Origin of the sequence: Cedecea neteri (assembly GCF_000757825.1) — a bacterium.
Classification (GTDB): domain Bacteria; phylum Pseudomonadota; class Gammaproteobacteria; order Enterobacterales; family Enterobacteriaceae; genus Cedecea; species Cedecea selenatireducens.
This window is the reverse complement of sequence record NZ_CP009451.1, coordinates 3,115,385-3,142,339: the sequence shown is the minus strand read 5'-3', so window position 1 is coordinate 3,142,339 and position 26,955 is coordinate 3,115,385. Positions and strand designations below refer to the sequence as shown.

General features: G+C 53.1%; 33 protein-coding genes. 17 read left to right on the top strand and 16 right to left on the bottom strand.

From position 1 onward, the window contains the following. Positions 1–29 precede the first annotated feature (29 nt). From glmM to rlmE, 4 genes are all read right to left on the bottom strand, one after another. On the bottom strand, positions 30–1,367 hold the full coding sequence (gene glmM / locus JT31_RS14595; RefSeq protein WP_038478505.1) for a phosphoglucosamine mutase: 1,338 nt from the start codon (positions 1,365–1,367) through the stop codon (positions 30–32). Next, on the bottom strand, positions 1,360–2,208 hold the full coding sequence (gene folP, locus JT31_RS14590; protein WP_038478502.1) for a dihydropteroate synthase: 849 nt from the start codon (positions 2,206–2,208) through the stop codon (positions 1,360–1,362). Before folP ends, glmM begins: the two co-directional genes overlap by 8 nt. Positions 2,209–2,307: 99 nt before the next feature. After that, positions 2,308–4,245: an ATP-dependent zinc metalloprotease FtsH gene (gene ftsH / locus JT31_RS14585; protein ID WP_038478498.1), complete on the bottom strand. Its 1,938-nt coding sequence runs from the start codon at positions 4,243–4,245 to the stop codon at positions 2,308–2,310. Between the two features lie 56 nt (positions 4,246–4,301). Next, positions 4,302–4,931, bottom strand: a complete 630-nt coding sequence (gene rlmE / locus JT31_RS14580) for a 23S rRNA (uridine(2552)-2'-O)-methyltransferase RlmE (protein WP_016538370.1) — start codon at positions 4,929–4,931, stop codon at positions 4,302–4,304. Between the two features lie 126 nt (positions 4,932–5,057). Between rlmE and yhbY the strand changes: the two genes are divergently transcribed. Further along, entirely contained in the window at positions 5,058–5,351 is a 294-nt protein-coding gene (gene yhbY / locus JT31_RS14575) for a ribosome assembly RNA-binding protein YhbY (RefSeq protein WP_038478495.1), read from the top strand. A 105-nt stretch (positions 5,352–5,456) separates the two neighbouring features. On the opposite strand, the gene greA is transcribed toward yhbY, so the two are convergent. Then, positions 5,457–5,933: a transcription elongation factor GreA gene (gene greA / locus JT31_RS14570; protein ID WP_038478492.1), complete on the bottom strand. Its 477-nt coding sequence runs from the start codon at positions 5,931–5,933 to the stop codon at positions 5,457–5,459. 253 nt (positions 5,934–6,186) lie between these two features. Here greA and dacB point away from each other — a divergent pair, with 253 nt between their 5' ends. Genes dacB through pmrB form a run of 3 tightly spaced genes read left to right on the top strand, consistent with a single transcriptional unit; the run spans position 6,187 to position 9,337 of the window. Further along, positions 6,187–7,620 (top strand): serine-type D-Ala-D-Ala carboxypeptidase, encoded by a 1,434-nt coding sequence (gene dacB / locus JT31_RS14565; RefSeq protein WP_038483140.1) that lies wholly within the window; start codon positions 6,187–6,189, stop codon positions 7,618–7,620. A gap of 2 nt (positions 7,621–7,622) precedes the next feature. Then, positions 7,623–8,285, top strand: a complete 663-nt coding sequence (gene pmrA / locus JT31_RS14560; protein WP_038478489.1) for a two-component system response regulator PmrA — start codon at positions 7,623–7,625, stop codon at positions 8,283–8,285. Beyond that, the gene (gene pmrB, locus JT31_RS14555) at positions 8,282–9,337 is read left to right on the top strand and encodes a two-component system sensor histidine kinase PmrB (RefSeq protein ID WP_038478486.1); all 1,056 of its coding nucleotides are present in this window, start codon (positions 8,282–8,284) and stop codon (positions 9,335–9,337) included. The genes pmrA and pmrB overlap by 4 nt, the downstream gene beginning before the upstream one ends. A 36-nt stretch (positions 9,338–9,373) precedes the next feature. On the opposite strand, the gene cgtA is transcribed toward pmrB, so the two are convergent. From cgtA to rplU, 4 genes are all read right to left on the bottom strand, one after another. Beyond that, on the bottom strand, positions 9,374–10,546 hold the full coding sequence (gene cgtA, locus JT31_RS14550; RefSeq protein ID WP_038478483.1) for an Obg family GTPase CgtA: 1,173 nt from the start codon (positions 10,544–10,546) through the stop codon (positions 9,374–9,376). Between the two features lie 16 nt (positions 10,547–10,562). Next, the gene (locus tag JT31_RS14545) at positions 10,563–11,528 is read right to left on the bottom strand and encodes a DMT family transporter (protein WP_038478480.1); all 966 of its coding nucleotides are present in this window, start codon (positions 11,526–11,528) and stop codon (positions 10,563–10,565) included. A 90-nt stretch (positions 11,529–11,618) separates the two neighbouring features. Further along, positions 11,619–11,876: a 50S ribosomal protein L27 gene (rpmA, locus tag JT31_RS14540; RefSeq protein ID WP_007673187.1), complete on the bottom strand. Its 258-nt coding sequence runs from the start codon at positions 11,874–11,876 to the stop codon at positions 11,619–11,621. 19 nt (positions 11,877–11,895) lie between these two features. Next, on the bottom strand, positions 11,896–12,207 hold the full coding sequence (gene rplU / locus JT31_RS14535; RefSeq protein WP_008454812.1) for a 50S ribosomal protein L21: 312 nt from the start codon (positions 12,205–12,207) through the stop codon (positions 11,896–11,898). A gap of 260 nt (positions 12,208–12,467) precedes the next feature. Here rplU and ispB point away from each other — a divergent pair, with 260 nt between their 5' ends. After that, the gene (gene ispB, locus JT31_RS14530) at positions 12,468–13,439 is read left to right on the top strand and encodes an octaprenyl diphosphate synthase (RefSeq protein WP_038478473.1); all 972 of its coding nucleotides are present in this window, start codon (positions 12,468–12,470) and stop codon (positions 13,437–13,439) included. Positions 13,440–13,672: 233 nt separating this feature from the next. Further along, complete coding sequence (sfsB, locus tag JT31_RS14525) at positions 13,673–13,936, top strand: DNA-binding transcriptional regulator SfsB (protein WP_038478471.1); 264 nt, start codon at positions 13,673–13,675, stop codon at positions 13,934–13,936. A gap of 42 nt (positions 13,937–13,978) precedes the next feature. Here sfsB and murA read toward each other — a convergent pair whose 3' ends face one another. From murA to mlaF, 7 genes are all read right to left on the bottom strand, one after another. Continuing rightward, on the bottom strand, positions 13,979–15,241 hold the full coding sequence (gene murA / locus JT31_RS14520) for a UDP-N-acetylglucosamine 1-carboxyvinyltransferase (RefSeq protein WP_038478468.1): 1,263 nt from the start codon (positions 15,239–15,241) through the stop codon (positions 13,979–13,981). 53 nt (positions 15,242–15,294) lie between these two features. Further along, positions 15,295–15,549 (bottom strand): BolA family iron metabolism protein IbaG, encoded by a 255-nt coding sequence (ibaG, locus tag JT31_RS14515; RefSeq protein WP_038478465.1) that lies wholly within the window; start codon positions 15,547–15,549, stop codon positions 15,295–15,297. A 133-nt stretch (positions 15,550–15,682) separates the two neighbouring features. Then, positions 15,683–15,985: a lipid asymmetry maintenance protein MlaB gene (gene mlaB / locus JT31_RS14510; protein WP_038478462.1), complete on the bottom strand. Its 303-nt coding sequence runs from the start codon at positions 15,983–15,985 to the stop codon at positions 15,683–15,685. Further along, entirely contained in the window at positions 15,985–16,614 is a 630-nt protein-coding gene (mlaC, locus tag JT31_RS14505) for a phospholipid-binding protein MlaC (protein WP_038478459.1), read from the bottom strand. The genes mlaB and mlaC overlap by 1 nt, the downstream gene beginning before the upstream one ends. Before the next feature lie 17 nt (positions 16,615–16,631). Further along, positions 16,632–17,183, bottom strand: coding sequence for an outer membrane lipid asymmetry maintenance protein MlaD (gene mlaD / locus JT31_RS14500; RefSeq protein ID WP_038478456.1), 552 nt, complete (start codon positions 17,181–17,183; stop codon positions 16,632–16,634). Between the two features lie 4 nt (positions 17,184–17,187). Then, the gene (gene mlaE / locus JT31_RS14495) at positions 17,188–17,970 is read right to left on the bottom strand and encodes a lipid asymmetry maintenance ABC transporter permease subunit MlaE (protein WP_038478453.1); all 783 of its coding nucleotides are present in this window, start codon (positions 17,968–17,970) and stop codon (positions 17,188–17,190) included. A 7-nt stretch (positions 17,971–17,977) separates the two neighbouring features. Further along, positions 17,978–18,793: a phospholipid ABC transporter ATP-binding protein MlaF gene (mlaF, locus tag JT31_RS14490; RefSeq protein ID WP_038478450.1), complete on the bottom strand. Its 816-nt coding sequence runs from the start codon at positions 18,791–18,793 to the stop codon at positions 17,978–17,980. A 229-nt stretch (positions 18,794–19,022) separates the two neighbouring features. On the opposite strand from mlaF, the gene JT31_RS14485 reads away from it, so the two are divergent. The 11 genes from JT31_RS14485 (at position 19,023) to npr (ending at position 26,949) form a co-directional block, all read left to right on the top strand. Then, positions 19,023–20,000, top strand: coding sequence for a calcium/sodium antiporter (locus JT31_RS14485; RefSeq protein ID WP_038478448.1), 978 nt, complete (start codon positions 19,023–19,025; stop codon positions 19,998–20,000). 16 nt (positions 20,001–20,016) lie between these two features. Then, entirely contained in the window at positions 20,017–21,003 is a 987-nt protein-coding gene (gene kdsD / locus JT31_RS14480; protein ID WP_038478445.1) for an arabinose-5-phosphate isomerase KdsD, read from the top strand. Positions 21,004–21,019: 16 nt separating this feature from the next. Further along, positions 21,020–21,586, top strand: coding sequence for a 3-deoxy-manno-octulosonate-8-phosphatase KdsC (gene kdsC / locus JT31_RS14475; protein ID WP_038478442.1), 567 nt, complete (start codon positions 21,020–21,022; stop codon positions 21,584–21,586). After that, a complete protein-coding gene (lptC, locus tag JT31_RS14470) occupies positions 21,583–22,155 on the top strand; it encodes an LPS export ABC transporter periplasmic protein LptC (RefSeq protein ID WP_038478439.1) in 573 nt (190 codons plus the stop codon). The genes kdsC and lptC overlap by 4 nt, the downstream gene beginning before the upstream one ends. Further along, complete coding sequence (gene lptA / locus JT31_RS14465; protein ID WP_038478436.1) at positions 22,124–22,675, top strand: lipopolysaccharide ABC transporter substrate-binding protein LptA; 552 nt, start codon at positions 22,124–22,126, stop codon at positions 22,673–22,675. Before lptC ends, lptA begins: the two co-directional genes overlap by 32 nt. Positions 22,676–22,681: 6 nt before the next feature. Further along, a complete protein-coding gene (gene lptB, locus JT31_RS14460) occupies positions 22,682–23,407 on the top strand; it encodes an LPS export ABC transporter ATP-binding protein (protein WP_038478433.1) in 726 nt (241 codons plus the stop codon). A gap of 48 nt (positions 23,408–23,455) precedes the next feature. Then, positions 23,456–24,889, top strand: a complete 1,434-nt coding sequence (gene rpoN, locus JT31_RS14455) for an RNA polymerase factor sigma-54 (protein WP_038478430.1) — start codon at positions 23,456–23,458, stop codon at positions 24,887–24,889. 22 nt (positions 24,890–24,911) lie between these two features. After that, positions 24,912–25,199, top strand: coding sequence for a ribosome hibernation promoting factor (hpf, locus tag JT31_RS14450; protein ID WP_038478427.1), 288 nt, complete (start codon positions 24,912–24,914; stop codon positions 25,197–25,199). An 82-nt stretch (positions 25,200–25,281) separates the two neighbouring features. Beyond that, positions 25,282–25,779, top strand: a complete 498-nt coding sequence (ptsN, locus tag JT31_RS14445) for a PTS IIA-like nitrogen regulatory protein PtsN (protein WP_038478425.1) — start codon at positions 25,282–25,284, stop codon at positions 25,777–25,779. A 46-nt stretch (positions 25,780–25,825) separates the two neighbouring features. Continuing rightward, a complete protein-coding gene (gene rapZ / locus JT31_RS14440; RefSeq protein WP_008454836.1) occupies positions 25,826–26,680 on the top strand; it encodes an RNase adapter RapZ in 855 nt (284 codons plus the stop codon). Further along, a complete protein-coding gene (gene npr / locus JT31_RS14435; RefSeq protein ID WP_038478422.1) occupies positions 26,677–26,949 on the top strand; it encodes a PTS phosphocarrier protein NPr in 273 nt (90 codons plus the stop codon). The genes rapZ and npr overlap by 4 nt, the downstream gene beginning before the upstream one ends. Positions 26,950–26,955 lie beyond the last annotated feature (6 nt).

Here is a 26,955-nt window from a genome sequence, read left to right as displayed (position 1 = left end):
TTTTCAATCAGTTTGATGCGCAGAAAATATTAAACTGCCTTCACTGCATCTGCGATTTGGTGGGCAAAGGCCGTAACCTGCGCTTCGTCCTCACCTTCAACCATCACTCGAATCAGCGGTTCAGTGCCTGACTTACGCAACAATACGCGGCCACGGTTGCCCAATGCGGCTTCCACCTCAGCGGTAGCGCGTTTTACCGCTTCGTTTTCAAGCGGATCGCCGCTGCCAGCGGTAAAGCGGACGTTAACCAAAATCTGCGGGAATAATTTCATGCCGCTGCAAAGATCGTGCAGGCTCATGTGGTTGCGAACCATTGCTGTGAGTACTTGCAAACCAGCGATGATACCGTCGCCCGTTGTGGTCTGGTCCAGCAGGATAACGTGCCCGGAGTTTTCCGCACCTATACGCCAGCCTTTCTCCTGCAGTTTCTCCAGGACATAGCGGTCACCAACTTTGGCACGGACAAATGGAATACCCAGCTGCTTAAGCGCGACTTCCAGCCCCATATTGCTCATTAGCGTCCCCACGGCGCCGCCGCGTAGCTGCCCCTGACGCAATCCTTCGCGAGCGATGATATAGAGAATCTGATCGCCATCGACTTTATGCCCCAGGTTATCCACCATGATCACCCGGTCGCCGTCGCCGTCAAACGCGATACCAAGATCGGCTTTTTCTAACAACACGCGTTCTTGCAGCATGCGAACGTCGGTCGCACCGCATTTTTCATTAATGTTCACCCCATCCGGCTCACAGCCGATGGCAATGACTTTTGCGCCCAGCTCACGCAATACATTGGGTGCGATGTGGTAAGTCGCTCCGTTAGCGCAGTCCACGACGATTTTGAGGCCATTCAGGCTCAGTTCGTTCGGGAAAGTCCCCTTACAGAATTCAATATAGCGCCCTGCGGCATCAACAATACGGCTGGCTTTACCCAGCTCCGCCGAATCTACGCAGGTGATCTCTTTTTCCATCTCCGCTTCAATCGCTTCTTCGACTTCATCCGGGAGCTTAGTCCCGTCGATAGAGAAGAATTTGATGCCGTTGTCATAGAACGGATTATGAGAGGCAGAGATAACAATGCCGGCTTCCGCGCGGAATGTTCGCGTCAAATAGGCAACCGCAGGCGTTGGCATTGGCCCGGTAAAAGAAGCGGACAGACCGGCTGCGGCAAGACCTGCTTCCAGTGCAGACTCCAGCATGTAGCCGGAAATACGCGTATCTTTACCGATGATGATTTTACGGGAGCCATGACGAGCAAGCACTTTACCCGCAGCCCAGCCCAGCTTCAGAACGAAATCAGGAGTAATAGGCGCATCGCCCACGCGGCCACGAATGCCATCGGTGCCAAAATATTTACGGTTACTCATAGTATTTGTTTTCCTTCACTGAAAGCGTAGCTTCAACCACGCGCATAGCTTCAACTGTCTCTTTCACGTCATGAACGCGAAGAATTTGTGCCCCCTGCATGGCAGCAATCACCGCACAGGCAAGACTTCCGCTCAGACGCTGGTCGGGGCCAACATTCAGCAACTGCCCCACCATGGATTTACGGGACATTCCCACCAGGAGCGGCATGCCGTAGTGATGGAATTCCGAAAGTCGGGCTAATAGCTGGTAATTGTGGGTGAGATTCTTACCGAAACCAAAGCCTGGGTCGAGCAACAATTTCTCTTTTGAGATACCTCCCGCCTCACAGCGGGCAATATGCTGCACAAAAAAGCGATTCACGTCGGCATACACGTCATCATAGTGCGGCGCCTGCTGCATCGTTTTCGGTTCACCTTGCATATGCATCAGGCAAACCGGTAGCCCCGTTTCCGCAGCGGCGGCCAGCGCCCCGGGCTCCTGTAACGAGCGAATATCGTTGATAATATGCGCCCCCACTCGGGCAGACTCGCGGATAACCTCAGCCTTTGAGGTATCCACAGAAACCCAGACTTCAAAACGCTGAGCAATCGCCTCCACCACCGGGATAACGCGCTCAAGCTCTTCTTCAGTACTTACTTCGGCCGCACCAGGTCGCGTAGATTCTCCGCCAACATCAATGATTGTCGCCCCGGCGTTGATCATAGCGTTTGCATGCTTCAGGGCTTCAACCAGCGAGTTGTGCTGGCCACCGTCAGAAAAAGAATCCGGCGTGACGTTTAAAATCCCCATGACATGAGGATGGGAGAGATCCAGCGTAGAGCCCTGCGCGGTAAGTTTCATTCTTCTTCCTATGCGTTTGTCTTAGGAGGTACAAAAACAAAAACCCCGGGACAGGCCCGGGGTTTATAGATTACTGCAAAAACATCTGTCGTGAGCGTCTTATTTGTCGCCCAGCTGTTCTGACATCGTGTTACCCGGATTTGGCGTGCGCGGTTCATCAACCGGGCGTGGCGCATTTGGGGTACCGTTGTTATCAGAATTATTGCTGCTCTTGCTCGCATCTTCCCAACCTGCTGGCGGACGCACTTCGCGGCGAGCCATCAGATCGTCAATCTGCGGTGCATCGATGGTTTCATACTTCATCAACGCATCTTTCATGGTATGCAGGATATCCATGTTCTCATTCAGCAGCTGGCGAGCACGAGCATAGTTGCGTTCAATCAGGGATTTCACTTCCTGATCGATGATACGCGCGGTCTCATCAGACATATGCTTAGCTTTCGCAACTGAACGGCCCAGGAATACTTCGCCCTCTTCTTCCGCATACAGCAGCGGACCAAGTTTGTCGGAGAAGCCCCACTGGGTAACCATGTTACGTGCCAGGTTGGTCGCGACTTTAATGTCATTCGACGCCCCGGTAGACACATGTTCCGGTCCGTAGATAATCTCTTCTGCCAGACGGCCGCCGTACAGCGTGGAGATCTGACTTTCCAGTTTCTGACGGCTGGCGCTAATAGCATCGCCTTCAGGCAGGAAGAAGGTCACACCCAACGCACGACCACGAGGAATAATCGTCACTTTGTGCACCGGATCGTGTTCCGGTACCAGGCGACCGATAATCGCATGGCCAGCTTCGTGATAGGCAGTAGATTCTTTCTGCGCTTCCGTCATCACCATGGAGCGACGTTCTGCCCCCATCATGATTTTGTCTTTCGCTTTCTCGAACTCAACCATCGATACCACACGCTTGTTACCGCGAGCGGCAAACAGCGCGGCTTCGTTCACCAGGTTGGCCAGATCGGCACCGGAGAAACCAGGCGTACCACGAGCGATAATTGCAGCATCAATATCCGGCGAAAGCGGTACGCGGCGCATATGCACTTTCAGGATTTGCTCACGGCCACGAACGTCCGGCAGACCGACAACAACCTGGCGGTCGAAACGACCTGGACGCAGCAGCGCCGGGTCAAGTACGTCAGGACGGTTAGTTGCCGCAATAACGATGATACCTTCGTTACCTTCGAAGCCATCCATCTCAACCAGCATCTGGTTCAGGGTCTGCTCACGTTCATCGTGACCACCACCCAGACCGGCGCCACGCTGACGACCTACGGCATCGATTTCATCGATAAAGATAATGCAAGGTGCTGCTTTCTTGGCCTGTTCGAACATGTCACGGACACGGGATGCGCCCACACCGACGAACATTTCAACAAAGTCAGAGCCGGAAATCGTGAAGAACGGCACTTTAGCTTCGCCAGCAATCGCTTTTGCCAGCAGCGTTTTACCCGTACCCGGAGGACCGACCATCAGGACGCCTTTCGGGATTTTACCGCCCAGCTTCTGGAAACGGCTCGGCTCACGCAGGTATTCAACCAGCTCAGCCACCTCTTCTTTCGCCTCGTCACAGCCTGCAACGTCAGCAAAGGTGGTCTTGATTTGGTCTTCCGTTAGCATACGCGCCTTGCTCTTACCGAACGACATGGCACCTTTGCCACCGCCGCCCTGCATTTGGCGCATAAAGAAGATCCAGACCCCAATCAGCAGCAGCATTGGGAACCAGGAAATGAAGATAGTTGCCAGCAGACTCTGCTCTTCAGGCGGCTCGCCCACAACTTTCACGTTCTTGGTAATCAGATTATCAAGCAGCTTGGGATCATTAACGGGGATGTAAGTCGTGTATCGGTTACTATCTTTCTTGGTAACGTTGATTTCACGTCCGTTGATGCGCGCTTCGCGAACCTGGTCCTGATTAACTTCGGACAGGAAAGTGGAGTAGTCCACCCTACGGCCATTTGACTCGCTGGGCCCAAAGCTCTGGAATACCGACATTAGCACAACGGCAATGACCAGCCAGAGTATTAGGTTTTTCGCCATGTCACTCAAGGGATTAACCTCATATTACAACTGTGTTAACAAACAGCGTCAGGGTACTATAGTTTGCGCCCGGTCGCTACAATGTACACTTCACGTGAGCGGGCACGAGAAGAGTCCGGCTTACGAACTTTAACCGTCGTAAACAGGGAGCGAATTTCTCGCAGGTATTCATCGAAACCTTCGCCCTGAAACACTTTCACTACAAAACTACCGCCCGGCGCCAGCACGTCCCGACACATTTCCAGCGCCAGTTCAACCAGGTACATAGCGCGCGGGATATCGACTGCCGGTGTCCCGCTCATGTTTGGCGCCATATCTGACATGACAACCTGCACTTTACTGTCACCAACACGTTCCAGCAGGGCTTTGACGACTAATTCATCACGAAAATCGCCCTGAAGGAAGTCCACACCAACGATAGGATCCATTGGTAAAAGATCGCAAGCGATGATTCTCCCCTGATTCCCGATTTGGGTCACGACGTACTGTGACCACCCGCCGGGTGCAGCACCAAGATCAACAATAGTCATTCCTGGCTTAAAAAGTTTGTCACTTTGCTGTATTTCATCAAGTTTAAACCAGGCACGGGACCGCAACCCCTTTTTCTGTGCCTGTAGAACATATTTATCGCTAAAGTGTTCCTGCAGCCAGCGACTGGAGCTGGCAGAACGCTTCTTACCTGTCATCTCAATATCCAACTTTGTTCATCGTGAATAGCAGGCTAACTAACAATCAGCACAGCCGATTTGGCGATACACTGGAGATGGCGGTAGAATGAACCGTTTTCAATCCCAACGTAAGCAAAAAATACGATGAATCTGAGTACTAAACAAAAACAGCACCTGAAAGGTCTGGCCCATCCGCTCAAGCCGGTCGTTCTGCTTGGCAATAATGGTTTGACCGAAGGGGTACTGGCCGAGATTGAACAAGCGCTTGAGCACCATGAGTTAATCAAGGTGAAGATCGCAACGGAAGATCGCGAAACGAAAACCTTAATAGTGGATGCCATCGTGCGGGAAACCGGCGCCTGTAACGTACAGGTCATCGGTAAAACGCTGGTGATCTATCGCCCTTCTAAAGAGCGGAAGATCTCTCTGCCGAAGTAGGCAGAGGTGTGCAAAATGCCACGCTATGTTCGTTGATAAAAGGCCGCTATGCGGCCTTTTTCTTTTCTTTACAATACGCCAACCCTTTAGCCAGCGTAGTAAAAATTACAAATATTCTACTTTCAGGATTTCGAATTCGACATCGCCACCCGGCGTGCGAATCACAACAACATCATCGCATTCTTTACCCACAAGGCCGCGAGCGATAGGCGAATTTACAGAAATAAGATTCTTTTTAAAATCAGCCTCATCGTCACCAACGATGCGATAAGTAAGCTCTTCGTCATTATCCAGGTTCAATACCGTTACGGTGGTGCCAAAAATCACACGGCCGTTATTAGGCATTTTTGTGACATCGATCACCTGAGCATTGGACAGCTTCGCTTCGATATCCTGAATACGGCCTTCACAAAAGCCCTGCTGCTCACGCGCGGCGTGATATTCGGCGTTTTCTTTAAGATCGCCATGCTCGCGAGCTTCTGCAATTGCAGCAATGATTTCCGGACGACGAACGGACTTCAGAAAATCCAGTTCCTCGCGTAATTGTTCGGCGCCACGTAATGTCATCGGAATAGGTTGCATTTGTTATACCTCTTAAAATCAGTCCTCTGCAGCAGGGCAAAACACCCTGCTGGCTTAAAAGCATGGCCGGGATACGGGCAGTATCTCCGGCAATAAATAAAAGAAAACCAACCCGGAGTGATGACTCCAGGTCAGTAACAGTTTTCAAATTGACCGGTATTTTACCCTGGAGTTCCCTAAGGGTCATCGTTTACTTTGCACCATAATGCACCGTAGTATGGCGGTCACGTTTCCAGGCCGTTACCGCGAGATTATGCGATTTTTTAGATTTGTCATTGGGTTGACCGCTGCCGTAGCCATCAATGTTCAGGCTGCGAACGTTGAAGAGTACACCTCCCAGTTGCCTGATGGGGCGAACCTGGCGCTGATGGTGCAAAAAGTCGGTGCCACAAGCCCATTCATTGATTACCACAGCCAGCAGATGGCACTGCCTGCCAGTACTCAAAAAGTCATTACGGCGCTGGCTGCGCTGCTTCAGTTAGGCCCGGACTTTCGCTTTACGACGACGCTGGAAAGCCGCGCGCAGGTCGATAATGGCGTACTGAATGGCGACCTTATCGCGCGATTTGGCGGCGATCCTACGCTTAAACGTCAGGATATCCGCAATATGGTCGCCGAATTAAAAAAAGCAGGCGTCCAGCAGATTAAAGGTAACGTACTGGTCGATACGTCCATCTTTGCCAGCCACGATAAAGCGCCAGGCTGGCCCTGGAACGATATGACGCAGTGTTTTAGCGCCCCCCCTGCCGCCGCAATCGTGGACCGGAACTGTTTCTCAATTTCCCTGTATAGCGCCCCTAAGGCTGACGATTTGGCCTACATACGTATCGCGTCTTATTACCCGGTAGTGATGTTTAGCCAGGTCAGAACCCTGGCCAAAGGCTCCCCTGACGCCCAGTACTGTGAACTTGATGTCGTTCCGGGAGATTTGAATCGTTACACGCTGACAGGCTGCCTCACACAGCGCGCAGATCCTCTGCCATTAGCCTTTGCCATTCAGGACGGTGCTAGCTATGCAGGTGCCATCATCAAAGATGAACTGAAGCAGGCGGGGATTAGCTATAGCGGAACGCTGCTGCGCCAGACTCAGCCCAACGAACCGGGTACGGTACTCGCCAGCAAGCAGTCAGCACCGCTGCACGACCTGCTTAAAATCATGCTGAAGAAATCCGATAACATGATTGCCGATACCGTATTCAGGACCATCGGACATAATCGTTTAGGCGTCCCCGGCACATGGCGCGCAGGAGCAGATTCCGTTCGTCAGATTTTGCGTCAAAAAGCGGGCGTAGATTTGGGGAACAGCATCGTCGTCGACGGCTCCGGCCTTTCACGCCACAACCTGATTTCGCCAGCCACGATGATGCAGGTGCTGCAATACATCGCTCAGAATGATAATCAGCTAAACTTTATCTCCATGCTGCCGCTCGCGGGCTACGACGGTTCCCTGCAGTATCGTGCTGGCCTGCATCAGGCTGGCGTTGACGGCAAAGTGTCGGCGAAAACGGGCTCGCTGCAAGGGGTTTATAATCTGGCAGGCTTCATTACTACGGCCAGTGGCCAACGCATGGCCTTCGTGCAGTATCTCTCCGGCTATGCCGTTGAACCGGCCGACCAGCGTAACCGCCGTATCCCGCTGGTGCGTTTTGAAAGCCGGCTTTACAAGGATATTTACCAAAATAACTAGCCATGAAACTGCTTATTGTTGAAGACGATTTACTGCTCCAGGAAGGTCTTGCGCTGGCATTAGGCGGGGAAGGCTATGCCTTAGACTGCGCCACCACGGCGGCCCAGGCAGACGCCCTGCTGCAAAGCGGCGAGTACAGCCTGATTATTCTCGACCTGGGGCTGCCTGATAAGGACGGTGCCACGCTGCTAAGCCAGTGGCGTCGTCGTGGGGTAAAAAACCCCGTGCTGATCCTCACGGCTCGCGACGCGCTTGAAGACCGCGTAAACGGCCTGGATTCTGGCGCCGATGATTATTTGGTTAAACCTTTTGCCCTTGCAGAGCTACAGGCACGCGCCCGGGCGCTGATTCGCCGCTACCAGGGGCACAGCGACAATCTGCTGCAGGAAGACGATTTAACCCTTAATCTGCAAACACAGCAGGTCTTACTCGCTAATCAGGCCGTAGAAATTACGCCCAAAGAGTTCGCCTTGCTCACTCGCCTGATGATGCGCATTGGCCAGACGGTGCACCGCGAAACGCTGCAGCAGGATATTTACAGCTGGCAAGACGACCCAGGCTCCAATACCCTCGAAGTGCATATCCATAATCTTCGCCGCAAATTAGGGAAGGACAGAATCAAAACCGTGCGCGGCGTTGGCTACCGACTGGAAAGCCGTTCATGAGCAGCATGCGCCGGCGCCTGATGGTCCTGCTGGCGCTTATTCTTCTTTTTTTCCAGCTGATAAGCGTCGTCTGGCTCTGGCATGAAAGTCGTGAGCAGATTGGCTTCCTGGTGAGTGAAACGCTGTCCGCCAAGGCCCGAAACCAGCAGGTGGAGAAGGAGATCCGCGAAGCGATTGCCTCTTTGCTGGTGCCTTCTCTGGTGATGGTCGCCTTCACGCTTTTCTTTTCCTTCTGGGCAATCACCTGGATAACCCGTCCTCTGAATCAGCTGCGCTCCAGCCTTGCTAATCGTTCCGCCGACAATCTCACGCCGCTGCCCATGTTTTCCGACATGGACGAAATGGTGGCGGTGACCAATTCCCTTAACCAGCTGCTTGGCCGCCTGGATCATACTATTCAGCAAGAACGTCTGTTCACTGCCGATGCCGCACACGAACTGAGAACGCCGCTGGCTGGCCTCAGGCTGCATCTCGAACTGATGGCAAAAAAGGGCATAGAGCAGGCCCCGATGCTGCTAACCAGAATCGATCAGCTCATGCACACCATTGAGCAGCTACTGATGCTCTCCCGTGCCGGGCAAGCCCTCGCCAGCGGGCATTACAATACGCTGACCTGGAGCAGCGACATCGTTGCGCCGCTGAAGATGGAAATGGAAGAATTGGCTGCGCCTCGCGGGCAAAAGCTCATCTGGCCCGCGGACGCCTCTCTGACCGTTCAGGGCGATGCCGTGCTGCTGCGTTTGATGCTGCGTAACCTGCTGGAAAATGCCTCTCGCTATAGCCCAGAAAAAGGCGTGATTCATGTGATGCTGGCAGAGAAAGAGGGAGGAACTCTGTTGAGCGTGGTCGACAGCGGTCCGGGCATTAAAGCCGAGTATCTTCAGCAGATAACGGAACCTTTCAGGCGTATGGACCAGCGTTACGGTGGAAGCGGGCTGGGCCTGAACATTGTGCTACGTATTGTGCAGCTCCATCATGGCAGTCTTGAACTGGATAACCGCGCTGAAGGCGGCCTGCAGGCTGACTGCTGGCTTCCCGGCAGCATTCAATAAAAAAGGCCGGGAGCACCGGCCTTCTTCGTTTGAGACTTACTTCTGATAGATAATTTCGACGCCTTCGTCGTCTTCATCGTCCCAGTCGTCATCCCAATCTTCTTCTGCTTCAGCTTCCATTTCATCGAGCTGCTGGCGATGGTAGTCATCCCACATAAACTCGACTTTCTCTGTCTGCTTAGCGACTTCAGTCGCCGTAATTGGGTTTTCGATGATAAAGGTCATCACATCCCAGCAGAGATCCTTCACGCCCATCTGGCTTGCCGCAGAGATAAGGTAGAATTTATCTTCCCAGCCGAGTGCTTCGGCAATCGCCTTCGCCTTCTCTTCAGCCTGCGCTTTGTCCATCAGGTCGATTTTGTTAAACACCAGCCAGCGAGGTTTAGACGCCAGGCTTTCGCTGTATTTTTCCAGCTCGCCAACAATAATACGGGCGTTCTCAACCGGATCTGAACCATCGATAGGCTCAATATCGATGAGGTGCAGCAGGACACGGCAACGTTCCAGGTGCTTCAGGAAGCGAATACCAAGACCGGCACCGTCGGCGGCACCCTCAATCAGCCCCGGGATATCCGCGACAACGAAGCTCTTCTCGTTATCCATGCGGACAACGCCAAGACTTGGCACCAGCGTGGTAAATGGATAGTCAGCAACTTTTGGCTTCGCTGCAGATACCGCGCGGATAAAGGTTGATTTACCTGCGTTCGGCATGCCCAGCATGCCAACATCGGCCAGCAGCATCAGCTCTAACTGTAGGTCACGTTTTTCACCTGGAGTCCCCATCGTTTTCTGGCGAGGAGTACGGTTGACCGAGGATTTAAAACGGGTGTTACCCAGACCGTGCCAGCCGCCCTTAGCAACCATCAGCTTTTGACCGTGCAGGGTCATATCACCCATGGTTTCACCGGTGCCCTGATCGATAACTCGGGTCCCGACCGGCACCTTCACAGTCACGTCATGACCACGCTTGCCGGTACAATCGCGGCTTTGGCCATTCTGACCGCGTTCAGCGCGGAAAGCCTTTTCAAAACGATAATCGATGAGCGTATTCAGGTTCTCGTCGGCTTCAAGCCATACGTCACCGCCGTCACCGCCGTCACCGCCGTCCGGGCCGCCTCTCGGGATATATTTTTCACGACGGAAGCTAACGCAGCCGTTACCGCCATCCCCTGCCACGACCAGGATCGTTGCTTCATCAACAAACTTCATCTTACTTCTCCGTAAATCATTCGCCCGAACGTTGCACCGGTGTGGCCGTTTCGGTTTTATGCCAGCGCCCCCAAAGGCGGTGGCCAATCGCAGAATACATAGCACCAGCCACAACCACCAGTGCACCGATGTAACCCACAAGGTTAAGCATCGGTATGGCGAAATACTCGGGCCAGGCCTGAGACAGCAGGTCTGAGAACAGCAGCGTAAACAGCGGCGTTAGCGTAATGATGGCGCTAACCTGGGAGGCCTGCCAGCGCGCCATCGCCTCAGCGAGCGCGCCGTATCCTACCAACGTATTCAGACCGCAAAAAACCAGACACGTCAGTTGCCAGCTACTGAGCTGGAAAATAACGCCCGGCTTTGCCAGCGGCAAAAGTGCAATAGTACATAAAGTGTACAGCAAAAAGAGGATCTGTTGCGAGGCCAGCCGACGTAATAACACCTTCTGCGCTACACCATAACTGACCCAAACCGTTGCCGCCAGCACGCCAAAGATTACTCCAAGCGTGTAATCCGTCAGGCGGGTAAAAATTTCTATCAGGCTGGTGTTGAAGAACATCACCAGCCCGCATAAGAGCATAATGGCACCGATAACCTGTGTGCCACGCATTCTCTCTTTCAGCACCACCACGCTCGCCACCATCATCCCCACGGGGGAGAGCTGACCAATGACCTGAGACGCGGTAGGACTTAAATACTGCAGGGAGGAGCTAAAGAGCAGAAAGTTGCCAAATAGCCCACCGGTGGCAATCGCTAACAGCGCCAGCCACCGAGGCTTACGGAACAGGGTGAGCGGCGGAAGTTTACCCCGAATCGCGAGAATAATGCCGAGGCCAATACTGGCCATCAGGAACCGATAAAAGACCACCGTCGGCGGCGCCATCACCGGAAGCACCTGCTTCATCGCTATCGGTAACGCTCCCCAGCACATCGCCGTGGTAAGCGCTAAAAGAATGCCGATCCCCGCCTGCTGCCCCATGCCCATTCCCTGTTTTAATTTACCAGGCGTACAATGTAAAAAGCCCCGCAACACGTTGCGGGGCTTTCATCCGTTACCGGACCGAAAAACTTACTCAGCAACGATGCTGATGTATTTACGATTGTTCGGGCCTTTAACTTCGAATTTTACTTTACCGTCTGCTTTAGCAAACAGGGTGTGGTCACGACCACAACCTACATTGTTGCCAGCGTGGAATTTAGTACCACGTTGACGAACGATGATGCTACCAGCCAGTACAGTTTCGCCACCAAAGCGTTTTACACCGAGGCGTTTTGCTTCTGAATCGCGACCGTTACGAGTTGAGCCGCCAGCCTTTTTATGTGCCATTTAATCTACTCCTCAGGTCTTAGGCGCTGATGCCAGTAATTTTCACATCGGTGAACCACTGACGGTGGCCCGCTTGCTTACGATAGTGTTTACGGCGACGGAACTTGACGATTTTAACTTTCTCGCCACGACCGTGAGCAACGACTTCAGCTTTGATAACGCCACCATCGACGAAAGGAACGCCGATTTTGACTTCTTCACCGTTTGCGATCATCAGAACTTCAGCGAACTCAACAGTTTCGCCAGTTGCGATGTCCAGCTTTTCCAGGCGAACGGTCTGACCTTCGCTTACTCGGTGTTGTTTACCACCACTTTGGAAAACCGCGTACATATAAAACTCCGCTTTCCGCGCTTGCCTTTCATTGGATTCAGGTAGCGCTATAAATATTCACAATAGGGCGCGAATATTACGCAAATCGTGATGCTTTGACAAGTCCGATCGTCAATTAGCGTAGAAAAAAAACGCAACAGCACACACACCGTTTATCTGCCTCGTTTTTTCAGTACAATCTGTACTACAGTATCGAACCTCAACCCTCTCGTTATGCCATACGGATATGGAATAAACAGGACGAAAGCCAGACTTTTGCGATGAATTTAGAAAAAATTAATGAGTTAACCGCGCAAGATATGGCGGGTGTCAATGCGACAATCCTTGAGCAACTGAATTCTGATGTCCAGCTGATCAACCAGCTGGGCTACTACATCGTCAGCGGCGGCGGTAAACGTATCCGCCCTATGATTGCCGTGCTTGCCGCACGGGCACTTGCTTATGAAGGGCAGGCGCATGTCAGAATAGCGGCGCTAATCGAATTCATACATACCGCTACCCTTCTCCACGATGACGTCGTGGACGAATCAGATATGCGTCGCGGTAAAGCCACGGCTAACGCTGCTTTTGGCAATGCCGCAAGCGTGTTGGTCGGCGACTTTATCTATACGCGTTCCTTCCAGATGATGACCAGTCTTGGCTCGCTGAAAGTGCTGGAAGTCATGTCTGAGGCTGTTAACGTCATTGCTGAAGGCGAAGTACTGCAGTTGATGAACTGCAATGACCCTGATATCACCGAAGAAAGCTACATGCGGGTGATTTACAGCAAAACGGCTCGCCTGTTTGAAGCCGCAGCGCAATGTTCGGGGATCCTGGCTGGTGCATCTGACGTTCAGGAAAAAGCGCTGCAGGATTATGGGCGTTACCTGGGCACGGCTTTCCAGCTCATTGACGATCTGCTGGATTACAGCTCGGACGGGCAGACCCTGGGTAAAAACGTCGGTGATGACCTTAACGAAGGTAAGCCTACGCTGCCGCTGCTGCACGCCATGCGTAATGGTTCACCGGAACAGACACAGATGATCCGTGAAGCGATCGAACAAGGAAATGGCCGCCATCTGCTGGATCCTGTCCTGAAAGCTATGGCGGATTGCGGTTCTCTGGAGTGGACCCGCCAGCGTGCTGAGGAAGAGGCAGATAAAGCAATCGACGCGCTTTCTGTTCTGCCTGATAGCCCATATCGTGAAGCGCTTATCTCTTTAGCCCACATGTCCGTACAGCGCGATCGTTAGCGAGTACTTTAGCGCGTCATTTGGCGCGCTAAGTTTCCAATAAAACTTCGCCCCATCTCCATACCTTCACTTAAATCCTGCCATTTTCATTTGATTTCATCATATATGCGGATGAAAACACAGAATGCGTTATTCCTTACACTTACAGGAATCATTTGGAACTTTTTATGCTATAAGTTTCCTGTACTAATGCTCAGTTCAGGGCAGGATTTGTAAGATTACAGGGAGAGATTATGGAAAATCAGTATGTGGACTGGCATCCGGCGGACATCATTGCCGGCCTGCGAAAAAAGAGAACCTCGCTTGCCGCCCTGTCACGTCAGTCAGGTTTAAGCTCATCAACGCTCGCCAACGCGTTATCCCGCCCCTGGCCTAAAGGGGAGTTCATTATCGCTCAGGCTCTGGGCGTAGCCCCTCAGGTCATTTGGCCGTCGCGCTATCACGATCCTATAACCCATGAGTTTATCGACAGATCCAGCAAGATTCGGCAGCTATAAAAAAACCGGGGCATGCCCCGGTTTTTTCTTGCTAAGGGAGGCTTACTCGCTTCCCTTCACGCGTTCGATTTTCGCGCCCAGCGCCTGAAGCTTATCTTCAATGCGCTCATAGCCGCGGTCGATGTGGTAAATACGGTCAACCACCGTCGTGCCCTCTGCAATACAGCCAGCCAGAACAAGGCTTGCTGACGCGCGGAGATCTGTCGCCATGACCTGAGCACCAGAAAGTGTCTCAACGCCATGACAGATAACGGTGTTGCTTTCGATTTCCGCGTGCGCGCCCATACGAATTAACTCAGGCACATGCATAAAGCGGTTTTCGAAGATAGTTTCGGTGATCACGCCCGTCCCTTCAGCCACCAGGTTCAGCAGGGTGAATTGCGCCTGCATATCGGTAGGGAAGCCAGGGTGTGGGGCCGTACGAACCGTCACGCCTTTTGGACGCTGGCCGTGCATATCAAGGCTTATCCAGTCTTCACCGGTTTCAACCTCAGCACCTGCTTCACGCAGCTTAGCCAGAACCGCATCCAGGGTGTCAGGCTGCGCGTTACGGCAGAGGATTTTACCGCCTGAAATAGCTGCAGCCACCAGGAAGGTCCCGGTTTCAATGCGGTCAGGTAGAACGCGATAAACGCCGCCGCCCAAACGAGCAACACCTTCGATAGTAATGCGATCTGTGCCCGCACCGCTGATCTTCGCGCCCAGAGTGTTGAGAAAGTTCGCCGTATCGACGATTTCAGGTTCACGAGCGGCGTTTTCAATCACCGTCTTGCCTTCAGCAAGCGTGGCTGCACTCATGATGGTGACGGTAGCGCCCACGCTCACCTTATCCATCACAATGTGGGCCCCTTTAAGGCGGCCGTTTACCGAAGCCTTAACGTAGCCTTCTTCCAGCTTAATCTCTGCGCCCAGCTGCTCGAGACCGGTAATATGCAGGTCAACCGGACGAGCACCAATGGCACACCCGCCAGGCAGAGAAACCTGCCCTTGTCCAAAACGCGCAACCAGTGGCCCCAGAGCCCAGATAGACGCGCGCATGGTTTTTACCAGGTCGTATGGCGCACAAAAGATATTCACGCCGCTGGCATCAATGAAGACGGAACCATTACGCTCAACCTTGGTACCCAGCTGGCTCAGCAGCTTCATGGTGGTATCAATGTCTTTCAGCTTTGGAACGTTCTGAATCTCTACCGGCTCTTCCGCCAGAAGGGCTGCGAAGAGGATTGGCAGCGCGGCGTTTTTAGCCCCTGAGATTGTCACTTCACCACTCAGGCGAGTTGGCCCCTGCACACGAAATTTATCCATTGAAACTGCTCTCTTTTAAATTCAAAACGTTATCATCAGCCTGAGCCGATGATTCAAAAACCATTCAGTTTGCGATCGCGCGCCCACTCTTCCGGCGTGTAGGTCTTGATGGAAACGGCATGGATGCGATTATCCGCGATAAATTCCATCAGCGGAGCATAGACCGTTTGCTGTTTCTTGACGCGACTTAACTCGGCGAATAACTCACCCACCGCTATCACCTGAAAGTGGCTGCCATCGCCCGAGACGTGGACTTCCTGGAGGGGCAGTGCGTTCATCAGCACTGTCTGAATTTCATGATTTTCCATGGGGTATCTATTCGTCGATTAATAAATGATGAAATAAGCCACACATCTTAGAGGAAAGTGGCGTCCGCTTAAATAAGCAAAAAGCCCCGGAACTTAACAGTTCGAGGGCTTTGAAAGTAACGTGCTGAAATCATTAGCCTGCCAGATGCGGCAGCAGCGTCTCTGGCAGATTGTAGAGCTGAGCCAGCGTGCGCAAATTCTCACTGGCTCCCCGCAGCTCAACCTCGCGTCCCTGACGGGTGGCGATGGCTGTCAGGTGGATAAGTAACGCCAGCCCTGCAGTATCAACACGCGTCAGGCCGCTAAGCTCAAAGACGGTAATACCGGCGACCGTCTTCTCGCGCTGCGCCCAGAGCTGCTGAACGGTATCTCCATCCAGCTCGCCAAAAAAGTGCAACGTGGCACCTTCCTGTTTCCAGCTCAGTTCTTCCGCCATTACTGTTTACTGTCCAGAGTAATCGGCTGCTTCGAAATGGACTGCAGCTGTGCGGTCAAACCATCAATCCCTTTGGTACGCAGCAGGTCGCTCCACTCGTTCTGTTTAGTGGTGATCATGCTGATCCCTTCGGCGATCATGTCGTAGGCCTGCCAGTTGCCCGTTTGGCTATTTTTACGCCACTGGAAGTCAAGACGCACCGGCGGCCGGCCATTGGGATCGATAATCGTCACGCGGATCGCAATAATATCCGCGTTGCCCAGCGGCTGCTCCGGGGCTATCTGGTAAGTCTGACCGTGATACATCGCCAGCGCCTGACCATATGCCTGCTTCAGGTATTCTTCGAAAGCCTTAAAGTAGGCGTCGCGCTGCGCAGGCGTGGCGTCTTTATAGTAACGACCCAGCACCAATGCTCCAGCGTATTTAATCTGCACGTAAGGCAACAGCTCCTGGCCGACGATATCGCGCAGATAATTCGGGTTCTGCCGAATTTTAGGCTGCTCAGCCTTCAGGCGGTCAAAGGTCTTCTGCGCCGCCTCGTTCATTAACTTGTAAGGGTTGGTTTGATCGGCCGCCATCGCAAACGGGGCTATCACCAGCATGGCAACCATCATAAGACGCTTAAACATTGTTCGTTCCTCTTAAATTAATTCGTGGTCCCTGGCTGCGGCGCGGCATCAGTATGACCCGCAGGATGCGCCTCGGCATCGCCAGAATTCTTGTTGTCGCCGTTGCCGCTCTTATAGAGGAACTGGCCAATCAGGTCCTCAAGTACCAACGCAGACTTCGTATCCTGAATGGTACTGCCGTCTTTAAGCATAGATGACCCGAGTTCCGGGTCATCAAAACCGAGATTAAGGGCAATATACTGCTCACCCAGCAGGCCAGAAGTACGAATAGCCAGGGAGCTGGTATCCGGGATCTGGTTGTAGCGCTGTTCGATATCCAGCGTTACGCGAGGCAGGTACGTTTTGGGATCGAGGGCGATGCCATCAACACGACCAATCACGACGCCGCCAAGGCGAACAGGCGAACTCATTTTCAGGCCGCCAATGTTGTCGAATGTGGCGTAGACCCGATAGGTCGGCTCACTGCGCAGAGACGTGACGTTAGCCACCTTCAGGCAGAGAAAAACAATGGCAACCAGCGCTACCAGCAGAAAAGCACCAACCCAAACTTCAAATTTCTTTGTTTGCATGAACTCAATTCCCAAACATCAGTGCTGTCAGCACAAAATCGAGGCCCAGAACGGCCAGAGAAGCGTGCACAACGGTGCGTGTGGTTGCCCGGCTAATTCCCGCCGAGGTCGGAATAGCATCGTACCCGTTGAATAACGCAATCCACGTTACGGTAATGGCGAACACCACGCTTTTAATGACGCAGTTAACCAAATCAAGCCGCCAGGAAACCGCATTTTGCATTGCTGACCAGAAGAAACCGGCATCAATGCCTTTCCAGTTAACGCCCACCAGAGCACCGCCCCAAACGCCTACGGCGACAAAAATAAGCGTCAACAGCGGCAGTGAAATCACCCCGGCCCAAAAGCGCGGCGAGACAACACGGCGCAGCGGGTCAACCGCCATCATCTCCATGCTGGAAAGCTGTTCGGTAGCGCGCATCAGGCCAATTTCGGCGGTTAAAGCAGAACCCGCACGCCCGGCAAACAGCAGCGCGGCAACGACCGGGCCAAGTTCACGAAGCAAGGAGAGCGCCACCAGCATGCCGAGACTCGACTCGGCGCTGTAGGTCGTCAGAACCAGGTAGCCCTGAAGCCCAAGCACCATCCCGATGAACAGACCGGAAACCATGATGATCAGCATCGACAATACGCCGACGTTATAAAGCTGACGCACCAGCAACGGCGCATGTTTGCGAAACTCAGGTTTCCCGACCAGCGCGTTGAATAACATCAGTCCGGCACGCCCGAACGAGGCGCAGGTTTTTATCCCACGTCGCCCGAAAGAGGCCAGTGCATTTAGCAGCATGAGCAGTTTAGCTCCTCGTTCCAGATAACAAATCTTGTTGATAATCCCCGGCCGGATAGCGGAATGGCACCGGACCGTCAGCGATCCCGTCAAGGAATTGTCGAACACGGGGATCATGATTTTCGCGAAGTTCCGCCGGGCTACCGTGCGCAACAATGTGCTGGTCGGCGGCAATATAAGCGTAATCCGCGATGCTTAATACTTCCGGAACGTCGTGCGATACCACAATGCAGGTGACACCGAGCGAACTGTTGAGTTCAGAGATGAGTTTAACCAGAACGCCCATGGTTATCGGATCCTGACCAACAAAAGGTTCGTCAAACATGATCAGGTCTGGCTCAAGCGCAATCGCGCGGGCCAAAGCTGCGCGGCGAGCCATACCGCCGGATAGTTCAGAAGGCATAAGTTTCGCGGCACCACGAAGCCCTACCGCTTCCAGCTTCATCATCACCGTGCTTTGCAGCAAAGGTTCCGGTAACTGGCGATGCTCACGCAGTGGGTAAGCCACATTTTCGAACACGTTAAGATCGGTAAATAAAGCACCTGACTGGAACAGCATGCTCATACGCTTGCGAACGGTGAAAAGCCGCGAACGTGACATCGCCGGAACGTTTTCTCCGTCAAACAGGATCTCGCCGCTGTCGGGCTGGATCTGCCCACCAATAAGCTTTAAAAGCGTAGTCTTACCGATCCCCGATGGCCCCATGATCGCCGTCACCTTGCCACGAGGTACGGTCAGCGAAATATTCTCGAAGATCTGGCGTTCGCCACGGGAAAAACTCATCCCGCGGATCTCAACCAGATTCGCTCCAGTCTGACTCATCGCCCTTCCTTTTTTGTGTTTGCCGGCAAGCATGGCCTTAAAGAGATGCTAAAACCCAACATTTTTACAGAATATTACCTGTGCGGGTTAGCGAAAGCTGGCATTTGTTTTACTTTTCCGCCGCATAAAGTCAGAATTAAGACTTATCGCCGGGTTCAGGCAGCACTTCGTTTTGCCCGAGCCTTCAGGCCCTCAGGATCGGCGATTATACCCTAAGAAAGGATTTTTCATGCTGTTAGCTACGGCGCTATTAATTATTGGTTTACTTCTGGTGGTCTATGGCGCCGACCGTTTAGTTTTCGCCGCAGCGATCCTTTGTCGCAGTATCGGGATCCCACCGCTGATTATCGGCATGACGGTGGTCAGCATCGGCACTTCACTTCCTGAAATTATCATCGCCAGCTCTTCCGCGCTGCACGGCCAGCTGGATTTAGCCGTCGGCACGGCCATCGGCTCTAATATCACCAATATAATGCTGATTTTGGGGCTCGCAGCGCTATTACACCCATTTACCGTTAATTCCGATATTCTACGGCGTGAATTGCCCCTAATGTTGGCGGTAAGTGCCGCCGCAGGCCTTTTTTTATATGACGGTGAGCTGACGCAGGCAGAAGGTATCATGCTGCTGACGATGGCAGTGTTATATCTGGTGTTTATCATTAGAATAGGCCGCCTTGCCGAGCGCCAGGGCGTTGATAGCCTGACGCGGGAACAGCTCGCTGAGCTTCCTCAGGAAGGCAGCCTGTCGGTCGCGTTTTTATGGCTGGGCGTTGCGTTAGTTATCATGCCGATGGCGACGCGGATGGTTATCGATAATGCCTCAGTGCTGGCCCATTATTTCGGCGTAAGCGAGCTGGTGATTGGCTTGACGATTATCGCCGTGGGGACCAGCCTGCCGGAACTGGCAACCGCTATCGCCGGTGCACGCAAAGGTGAAGATGATATCGCGATCGGTAATATTATCGGGTCGAATATTTTTAACGTTGTTTTTGTTCTCGGGATCCCCGCACTGGTGGCGCCCGGCAGCCTGAATCCGCTGGCTTTCGCCCGGGATTACTGGCTGATGTTAGCGGTAAGTGCTGTTTTTGCCGTGCTGTGCTGGCGTAAACCACGCCAAATCGGCAAGCTCGCCGGCGCTCTGTTAACATGTGGGTTTATCATATGGATCGTGGTGCTGTGGTTTGTTGCGCCACCTGTCGTCGGATAAAACGGAAACAGGAATTATGTCTCATATAGATTTAGCGCCGGGTTTTGACTTTCAACAAGCGGGCAAAGACGTGCTCAATATTGAACGTGAAGGCCTGGCTCAGCTTGACCAGTACATCAACGACGATTTTTCACAGGCCTGCGAGAAGATTTTCTACTGCCCGGGCAAAGTTGTCGTCATGGGCATGGGGAAATCAGGCCATATCGGTAAAAAAATGGCGGCAACCTTTGCCAGCACCGGCACCCCGGCCTTTTTTGTGCATCCAGGAGAAGCCAGCCACGGCGACCTGGGTATGGTCACGGCGCAGGATATCGTCATTGCGGTTTCTAACTCCGGCGAGTCGAATGAAATTCTGGCGCTCATTCCGGTATTAAAACGCCTGCAGGTGCCGTTGATTTGCATGACCGCACGCCCGGAAAGCTCCATGGGCCGCGCGGCGGATATCCATCTGTGCATTAAAGTCCCTCAGGAAGCATGCCCGCTTGGCCTGGCGCCGACCACCAGCACCACGGCGACGCTGGTCATGGGTGACGCCCTGGCCGTAGCCTTGCTGAAAGCCCGTGGGTTCACCGCTGAAGACTTCGCACTGTCTCACCCTGGCGGCGCGCTGGGCCGCAAACTGCTCTTACGCGTCAACGACATCATGCACACAGGCGATGATATCCCGCACGTGAGCAAAGAGGCGTCGCTACGCGATGCGCTGTTGGAAATTACCCGTAAAAATATGGGGATGACGGTCATCTGCAATGACCTGATGAAAATTGAAGGCATCTTTACCGACGGCGATTTACGTCGCGTGTTCGATATGGGAGCCGATTTAAATACCTTACGCATTGCTGATGTCATGACGACCGGCGGCATTCGCGTACGCCCTGGCACATTGGCGGTAGATGCATTAAACCTGATGCAGTCCCGCCATATCACCTCGGTTATGGTCGCGGATGGCGACCAGTTGCTGGGTGTGGTACATATGCATGACATGCTGCGCGCAGGCGTAGTTTAAAAAAGGATTAGCCTTAATGAGTAACCGTGATGCGCTGCTTGATACCTGCTACGGGCCGGTAAGCGCGCAGGTCATAGCGCGGGCGAAAGAGATTCGCCTGCTGATTCTGGACGTCGATGGCGTAATGTCCGACGGCCTTATTTACATGGGCAACAGCGGCGAAGAGCTTAAAGCCTTCAACGTGCGTGATGGCTATGGTATTCGCTGCGCCCTGACCTCCGGAATTGAAGTCGCTATTATTACTGGCAGGAAAGCAAAGCTGCTGGAAGATCGCTGCGCAACATTGGGCATCACCCACCTTTATCAGGGGCAGTCCGATAAACTGGTCGCGTTTCGCGATCTGCTGTCAAAAGTCGCGCTTTTACCGGAGCAAGTTGCCTACATTGGCGACGATCTTATCGACTGGCCGGTTATGGAGCAGGTGGGTTTAAGCGTTGCGGTAGCCGACGCGCACCCATTATTGACGCCAAAAGCGGATTACGTGACCAGAATCAGCGGTGGGCGAGGTGCAGTGCGGGAAATTTGCGATCTGCTGTTGATGGCGCAGGGTAAACTTGACGAGGCCAAAGGGCAATCCATATGAGCAAGACCAGACGTTGGATTATTTTCCTGCTCGCCATTGCGGCATTAGTGCTGATCGGCCTGAATTTGACGGATAAAGACGAGCCGGGCGTAGCCGTTAACAACGATACCCCGACTTATCAAAGTGAATTATCCACAACGATTGTCTATAACCCGCAGGGCGCGCTGAACTATAAGCTTATCGCTCAACACGTTGAATACTTCTCGGATACCGGTATTTCGTGGTTCACCAGGCCGGTAATGACGCAGTACGATGAAAATAAAATTGCTACCTGGGAAATTCACGCAGATCGCGCCAAACTTACCGATGACAAGATGCTCTATCTGTACGGTAACGTCGTCGTCACAGCGCTAACGCCAGACTCGCAGTTACGCAAAATTACGACGGACAATGCGCAGGTGAATTTAATTACTCAAGATGTCGCTTCTGACGATCTTGTTACCCTGTACGGCACCACATTTAACTCCAGTGGCCTGAAAATGCGTGGCAACTTACGCAGCCAAACTGCACAGCTGATTGAAAAGGTTAAAACCTCTTATGAAATCCAGAATAAACAAACTCAGCCTTAAACTTGTTCTGCTTGGTTCGCTTTTTGCCGCACCTTTGTCAGCCTGGGCCCTGACGGGCGACACCGAACAGCCTATTCATATCGAATCTGACCAACAGTCCCTCGATATGCAGGGCAACGTTGTCACCTTCACCGGTAATGTCGTTGTGACGCAGGGCAGTATCAAAATCAACGCCGATAAAGTTGTTGTCACCCGCCCTGGCGGCGAGCAGGGCAAAGAGGTGATTGATGGCTACGGCAAGCCTGCGACCTTCTATCAAATGCAGGACAGCGGTAAGCCGGTAAAAGGCCACGCCTCCACCATGCACTATGAACTGGCTAACGACTTCGTGGTGCTGACCGGTAACGCTTACCTTGAACAACTGGACAGCAACATCACCGGCGACAAGATTACGTATCTGGTGAAGGATCAAAAAATGCAGGCGTTTAGCGAGAAAGGCAAACGCGTTACTACCGTGCTGGTGCCGTCTCAGCTGCAGAATAAAAACGGCCAGCAGCCGGCACAAAAAAAGAGTAACTGATTCGTTATGGCAACTTTAATTGCGAAAAACCTCGCCAAGGCCTACAAAGGCCGCCGCGTTGTCGAAGACGTCAGCCTGACCGTAAATTCGGGTGAAATCGTGGGGCTGCTTGGGCCAAACGGCGCCGGTAAAACCACGACGTTTTACATGGTCGTTGGCATCGTGCCTCGTGATGCGGGAAACATTATCATTGATGATGACGATATCAGCCTGCTTCCACTGCATGCCCGTGCCCGTCGTGGTATCGGTTATCTGCCGCAGGAAGCGTCCATTTTCCGCCGCCTGAGCGTGTTTGATAACCTGATGGCGGTGCTGCAGATTCGCGATGACCTGACGTCAGAGCAGCGTGACGATCGCGCTAACGAGCTGATGGAAGAGTTCCACATCTCGCACCTGCGCAACAACCTTGGGCAATCGCTGTCCGGCGGTGAGCGCCGCCGCGTTGAAATCGCCCGCGCGCTGGCGGCCAACCCGAAATTCATTTTGCTGGATGAGCCCTTTGCCGGGGTTGACCCTATTTCCGTTATCGATATCAAGCGCATCATCGAGCACCTGCGTGACAGCGGCCTCGGCGTGTTGATTACCGACCATAACGTGCGCGAAACACTGGCCGTTTGCGAACGCGCCTATATCGTTAGTCAGGGGCATCTGATTGCCCACGGCACGCCGGAAGAAATCCTTGAAGACGAGCAAGTTAAGCGAGTCTATCTGGGCGAAGAGTTCAGACTCTGATAGGGTGGGAAGTCTTACACGACTTATTTGAGGACGTTTGCTCTGAACATGAAGCAAGGTTTGCAATTACGGCTTAGCCAACAACTTGCTATGACGCCCCAGCTACAGCAGGCCATCCGCCTGTTGCAGCTTTCAACGTTAGAGCTTCAGCAAGAACTCCAGCAGGCACTGGACAGTAATCCATTGCTTGAGCAAACCGACCTGCATGATGAGATCGAGACTCAGGAGATGCCTGAGAACGAAGCAATGGACACCCGTGAAGCCCTCGAGCAGAAAGAGATGCCCGATGAGCTGCCGCTGGATGCCAGCTGGGATGAAATCTACACCGCCGGTACGCCTTCAGGGACAGGTACCGACTATCTCGATGACGAGCTTCCTGTCTATCAGGGTGAAACCACCCAGTCACTTCAGGATTACCTGATGTGGCAGGTTGATCTGACGCCGTTTTCCGATACGGATACGGCGATCGCGACCTCCATCGTCGATGCTGTCGATGAAACCGGGTATCTCACCGTTCCTCTGGAAGACATTCTGGAAAGTCTGGGCCACGACGATGTGAGCCTGGACGAAGTTGAGGCAGTGCTGAAGCGAATTCAACGCTTTGATCCCGTTGGCGTTGCGGCAAGAGACTTACGCGATTGCCTGCTTATTCAACTTTCTCAATACGCCAAAGACACACCCTGGCTGGCAGAGGCCAGGTTAATCGTAAGCGATCATTTAGATCTGCTGGCGAATCACGATTTCCGTAATTTAATGCGGATCACGCGCATTAAAGAAGACGCCCTGAAAGAGGCCATGTGCCTGATCCAATCCCTCGACCCTCGCCCTGGCCAGTCGATTCAAACCGGCGAACCGGAGTACGTTATCCCTGATGTACTGGTCCGTAAGCACCTGGCACGCTGGGTCGTTGAGCTTAACGCAGACAGCATTCCACGCCTCAAAATCAACCAGCAGTATGCAGCCATGGGCGGCAACACGCGCAATGACAGCGACTCGCAGTTTATTCGCAGCAATCTGCAGGAAGCGAAATGGTTGATTAAAAGCCTGGAAAGCCGCAATGATACGTTATTGCGCGTGAGCCGTTGCATCGTCGAGCAGCAGCAGGCGTTCTTCGAACACGGTGAAGAACACATGAAGCCGATGGTGCTCGCCGACATCGCTCAGGCGGTCGAGATGCACGAATCGACTATCTCAAGGGTGACCACCCAGAAGTATTTGCATAGCCCGCGCGGCATCTTTGAATTGAAGTATTTCTTCTCCAGCCACGTCAATACCGAAGGCGGCGGCGAAGCCTCCTCCACGGCAATTCGGGCGCTGGTGAAGAAGTTAATTGCTGCGGAAAACCCAGCCAAACCGTTGAGCGACAGCAAGTTAACCACCCTGCTGTCGGATCAAGGTATTATGGTTGCTCGCCGCACAGTTGCGAAGTACCGAGAGTCTTTATCCATTCCACCGTCAAACCAGCGCAAGCAGCTGGTGTGACTTCACCGATAAGGAAGACACTATGCAGCTCAACATTACGGGACAAAACGTCGAGATCACTGATGCACTGCGTGAATTTGTGAACACGAAGTTTGCCAAACTGGAGCAGTACTTCGACAGAATCAACCAGGTCTATATTGTATTAAAGGTGGAAAAAGTCACCCATACAGCGGATGCTACGCTGCATGTGAATGGTGGAGAACTGCATGCCAGCGCCGAAGGCCAGGACATGTATGCCGCGATTGACGGTCTGATTGATAAACTGGCCCGACAGTTAACGAAACACAAAGATAAACTAAAACAACACTGATAATCCGGGCATCCAATGTGCATATGGCCGGCCCGCTGCCCGTGTAGCGGGCCGTTTGCACAAAAAGTGCTTAGGTGAACTTATGATGAACAACGATTCCGCTCTACAACTGAGCAATGTCCTTAACCAGGAATGTACTCGCAGTGGCGTCCACTGTCAGAGTAAAAAACGTGCGCTGGAAATCATCAGCGAACTGGCAGCAAAACAGCTTGGCCTGCCGCCGCAGGTGGTGTTCGAAGCCGTACTCACCCGCGAACGTATGGGCAGTACCGGCATTGGTAACGGCATTGCCATTCCCCACGGCAAGCTGGAGGAGGATACGCTCCGGGCCGTCGGCGTCTTTATCCAACTGGAAACGCCTATCGCGTTTGACGCCATCGATAACCAGCCGGTCGATCTGCTGTTTGCGTTACTGGTACCGGCAGACCAGACAAAAACGCACCTCCACACGCTTTCCCTTGTGGCCAAGCGTCTGGCGGATAAAACCATTTGTCGTCGGCTGCGCTCGGCCAGCAGCGATGAAGAGCTTTACCAGATAATTACTGAAACAGAAGTCGATAACGGCAGCGAAAACGAATAATCAGCGCGTTTAATGTCTCAGACAGATAAATCGGGGGAATGATTACATGGTGCTGATGATTGTCAGCGGCCGCTCAGGTTCAGGGAAGTCTGTAGCCTTGCGCGCACTGGAAGATATGGGATTCTACTGCGTGGATAACCTGCCGGTCGTTCTGCTACCAGAGCTGGCGAAAACGCTTGCCGACCGGCAAATTTCCGCGGCGGTCAGCATCGACGTGCGCAACATGCCGGAGTCGCCGGAAATCTTCGAGCACGCAATGGACAGCCTGCCGGACGCTTTTTCCCCGCAGCTGCTGTTCCTGGATGCCGATCGTAATACGCTGATCCGTCGCTATAGCGATACGCGCCGTCTTCATCCGCTCTCCAGCAAAAATCTCTCTCTGGAAAGCGCCATTGACGAAGAAAGCGATCTGCTGGAACCGCTCAAATCGCGGGCCGACCTGATTATCGACACGTCAGAAATGTCGGTGCATGAGCTGGCAGAAATGCTGCGTACTCGCCTGCTGGGCAAACGTGAACGCGAACTGACGATGGTATTTGAGTCCTTCGGCTTCAAGCACGGTATACCGATTGATGCCGATTATGTGTTTGACGTGCGCTTTCTTCCTAACCCGCACTGGGACCCGAAGCTGCGCCCGATGACCGGCCTGGATCGCCCGGTTGCCGCGTTCCTCGACAGGCACACAGAAGTACACAATTTTATCTATCAGACCCGCAGCTATCTTGAGCTATGGTTACCGATGCTGGAAACCAATAACCGTAGCTACCTGACCGTGGCGATTGGCTGTACCGGCGGTAAACACCGTTCGGTTTATATAGCTGAGCAGCTGGCCGACTACTTCCGCTCACGCGGCAAGAACGTCCAGTCCCGTCACCGCACGCTGGAAAAACGTAAAACATGACCGTAAAGCAAACCGTTGAAATAACCAACAAGCTGGGCATGCATGCTCGCCCGGCGATGAAACTGTTTGAGCTGGTACAAAGTTTTGACGCTGAAGTCATGCTGAGAAACGAAGCGGGCACCGAAGCAGAAGCCAGCAGCGTTATCGCGCTTCTGATGCTGGACTCTGCCAAGGGTGGCCATATCGAAATTGAAGTAACGGGCCCGGAAGAAGAACAGGCCCTGGCTGCCGTGATTGCTTTGTTCAACGCCGGGTTTGACGAAGACTAAAGACTT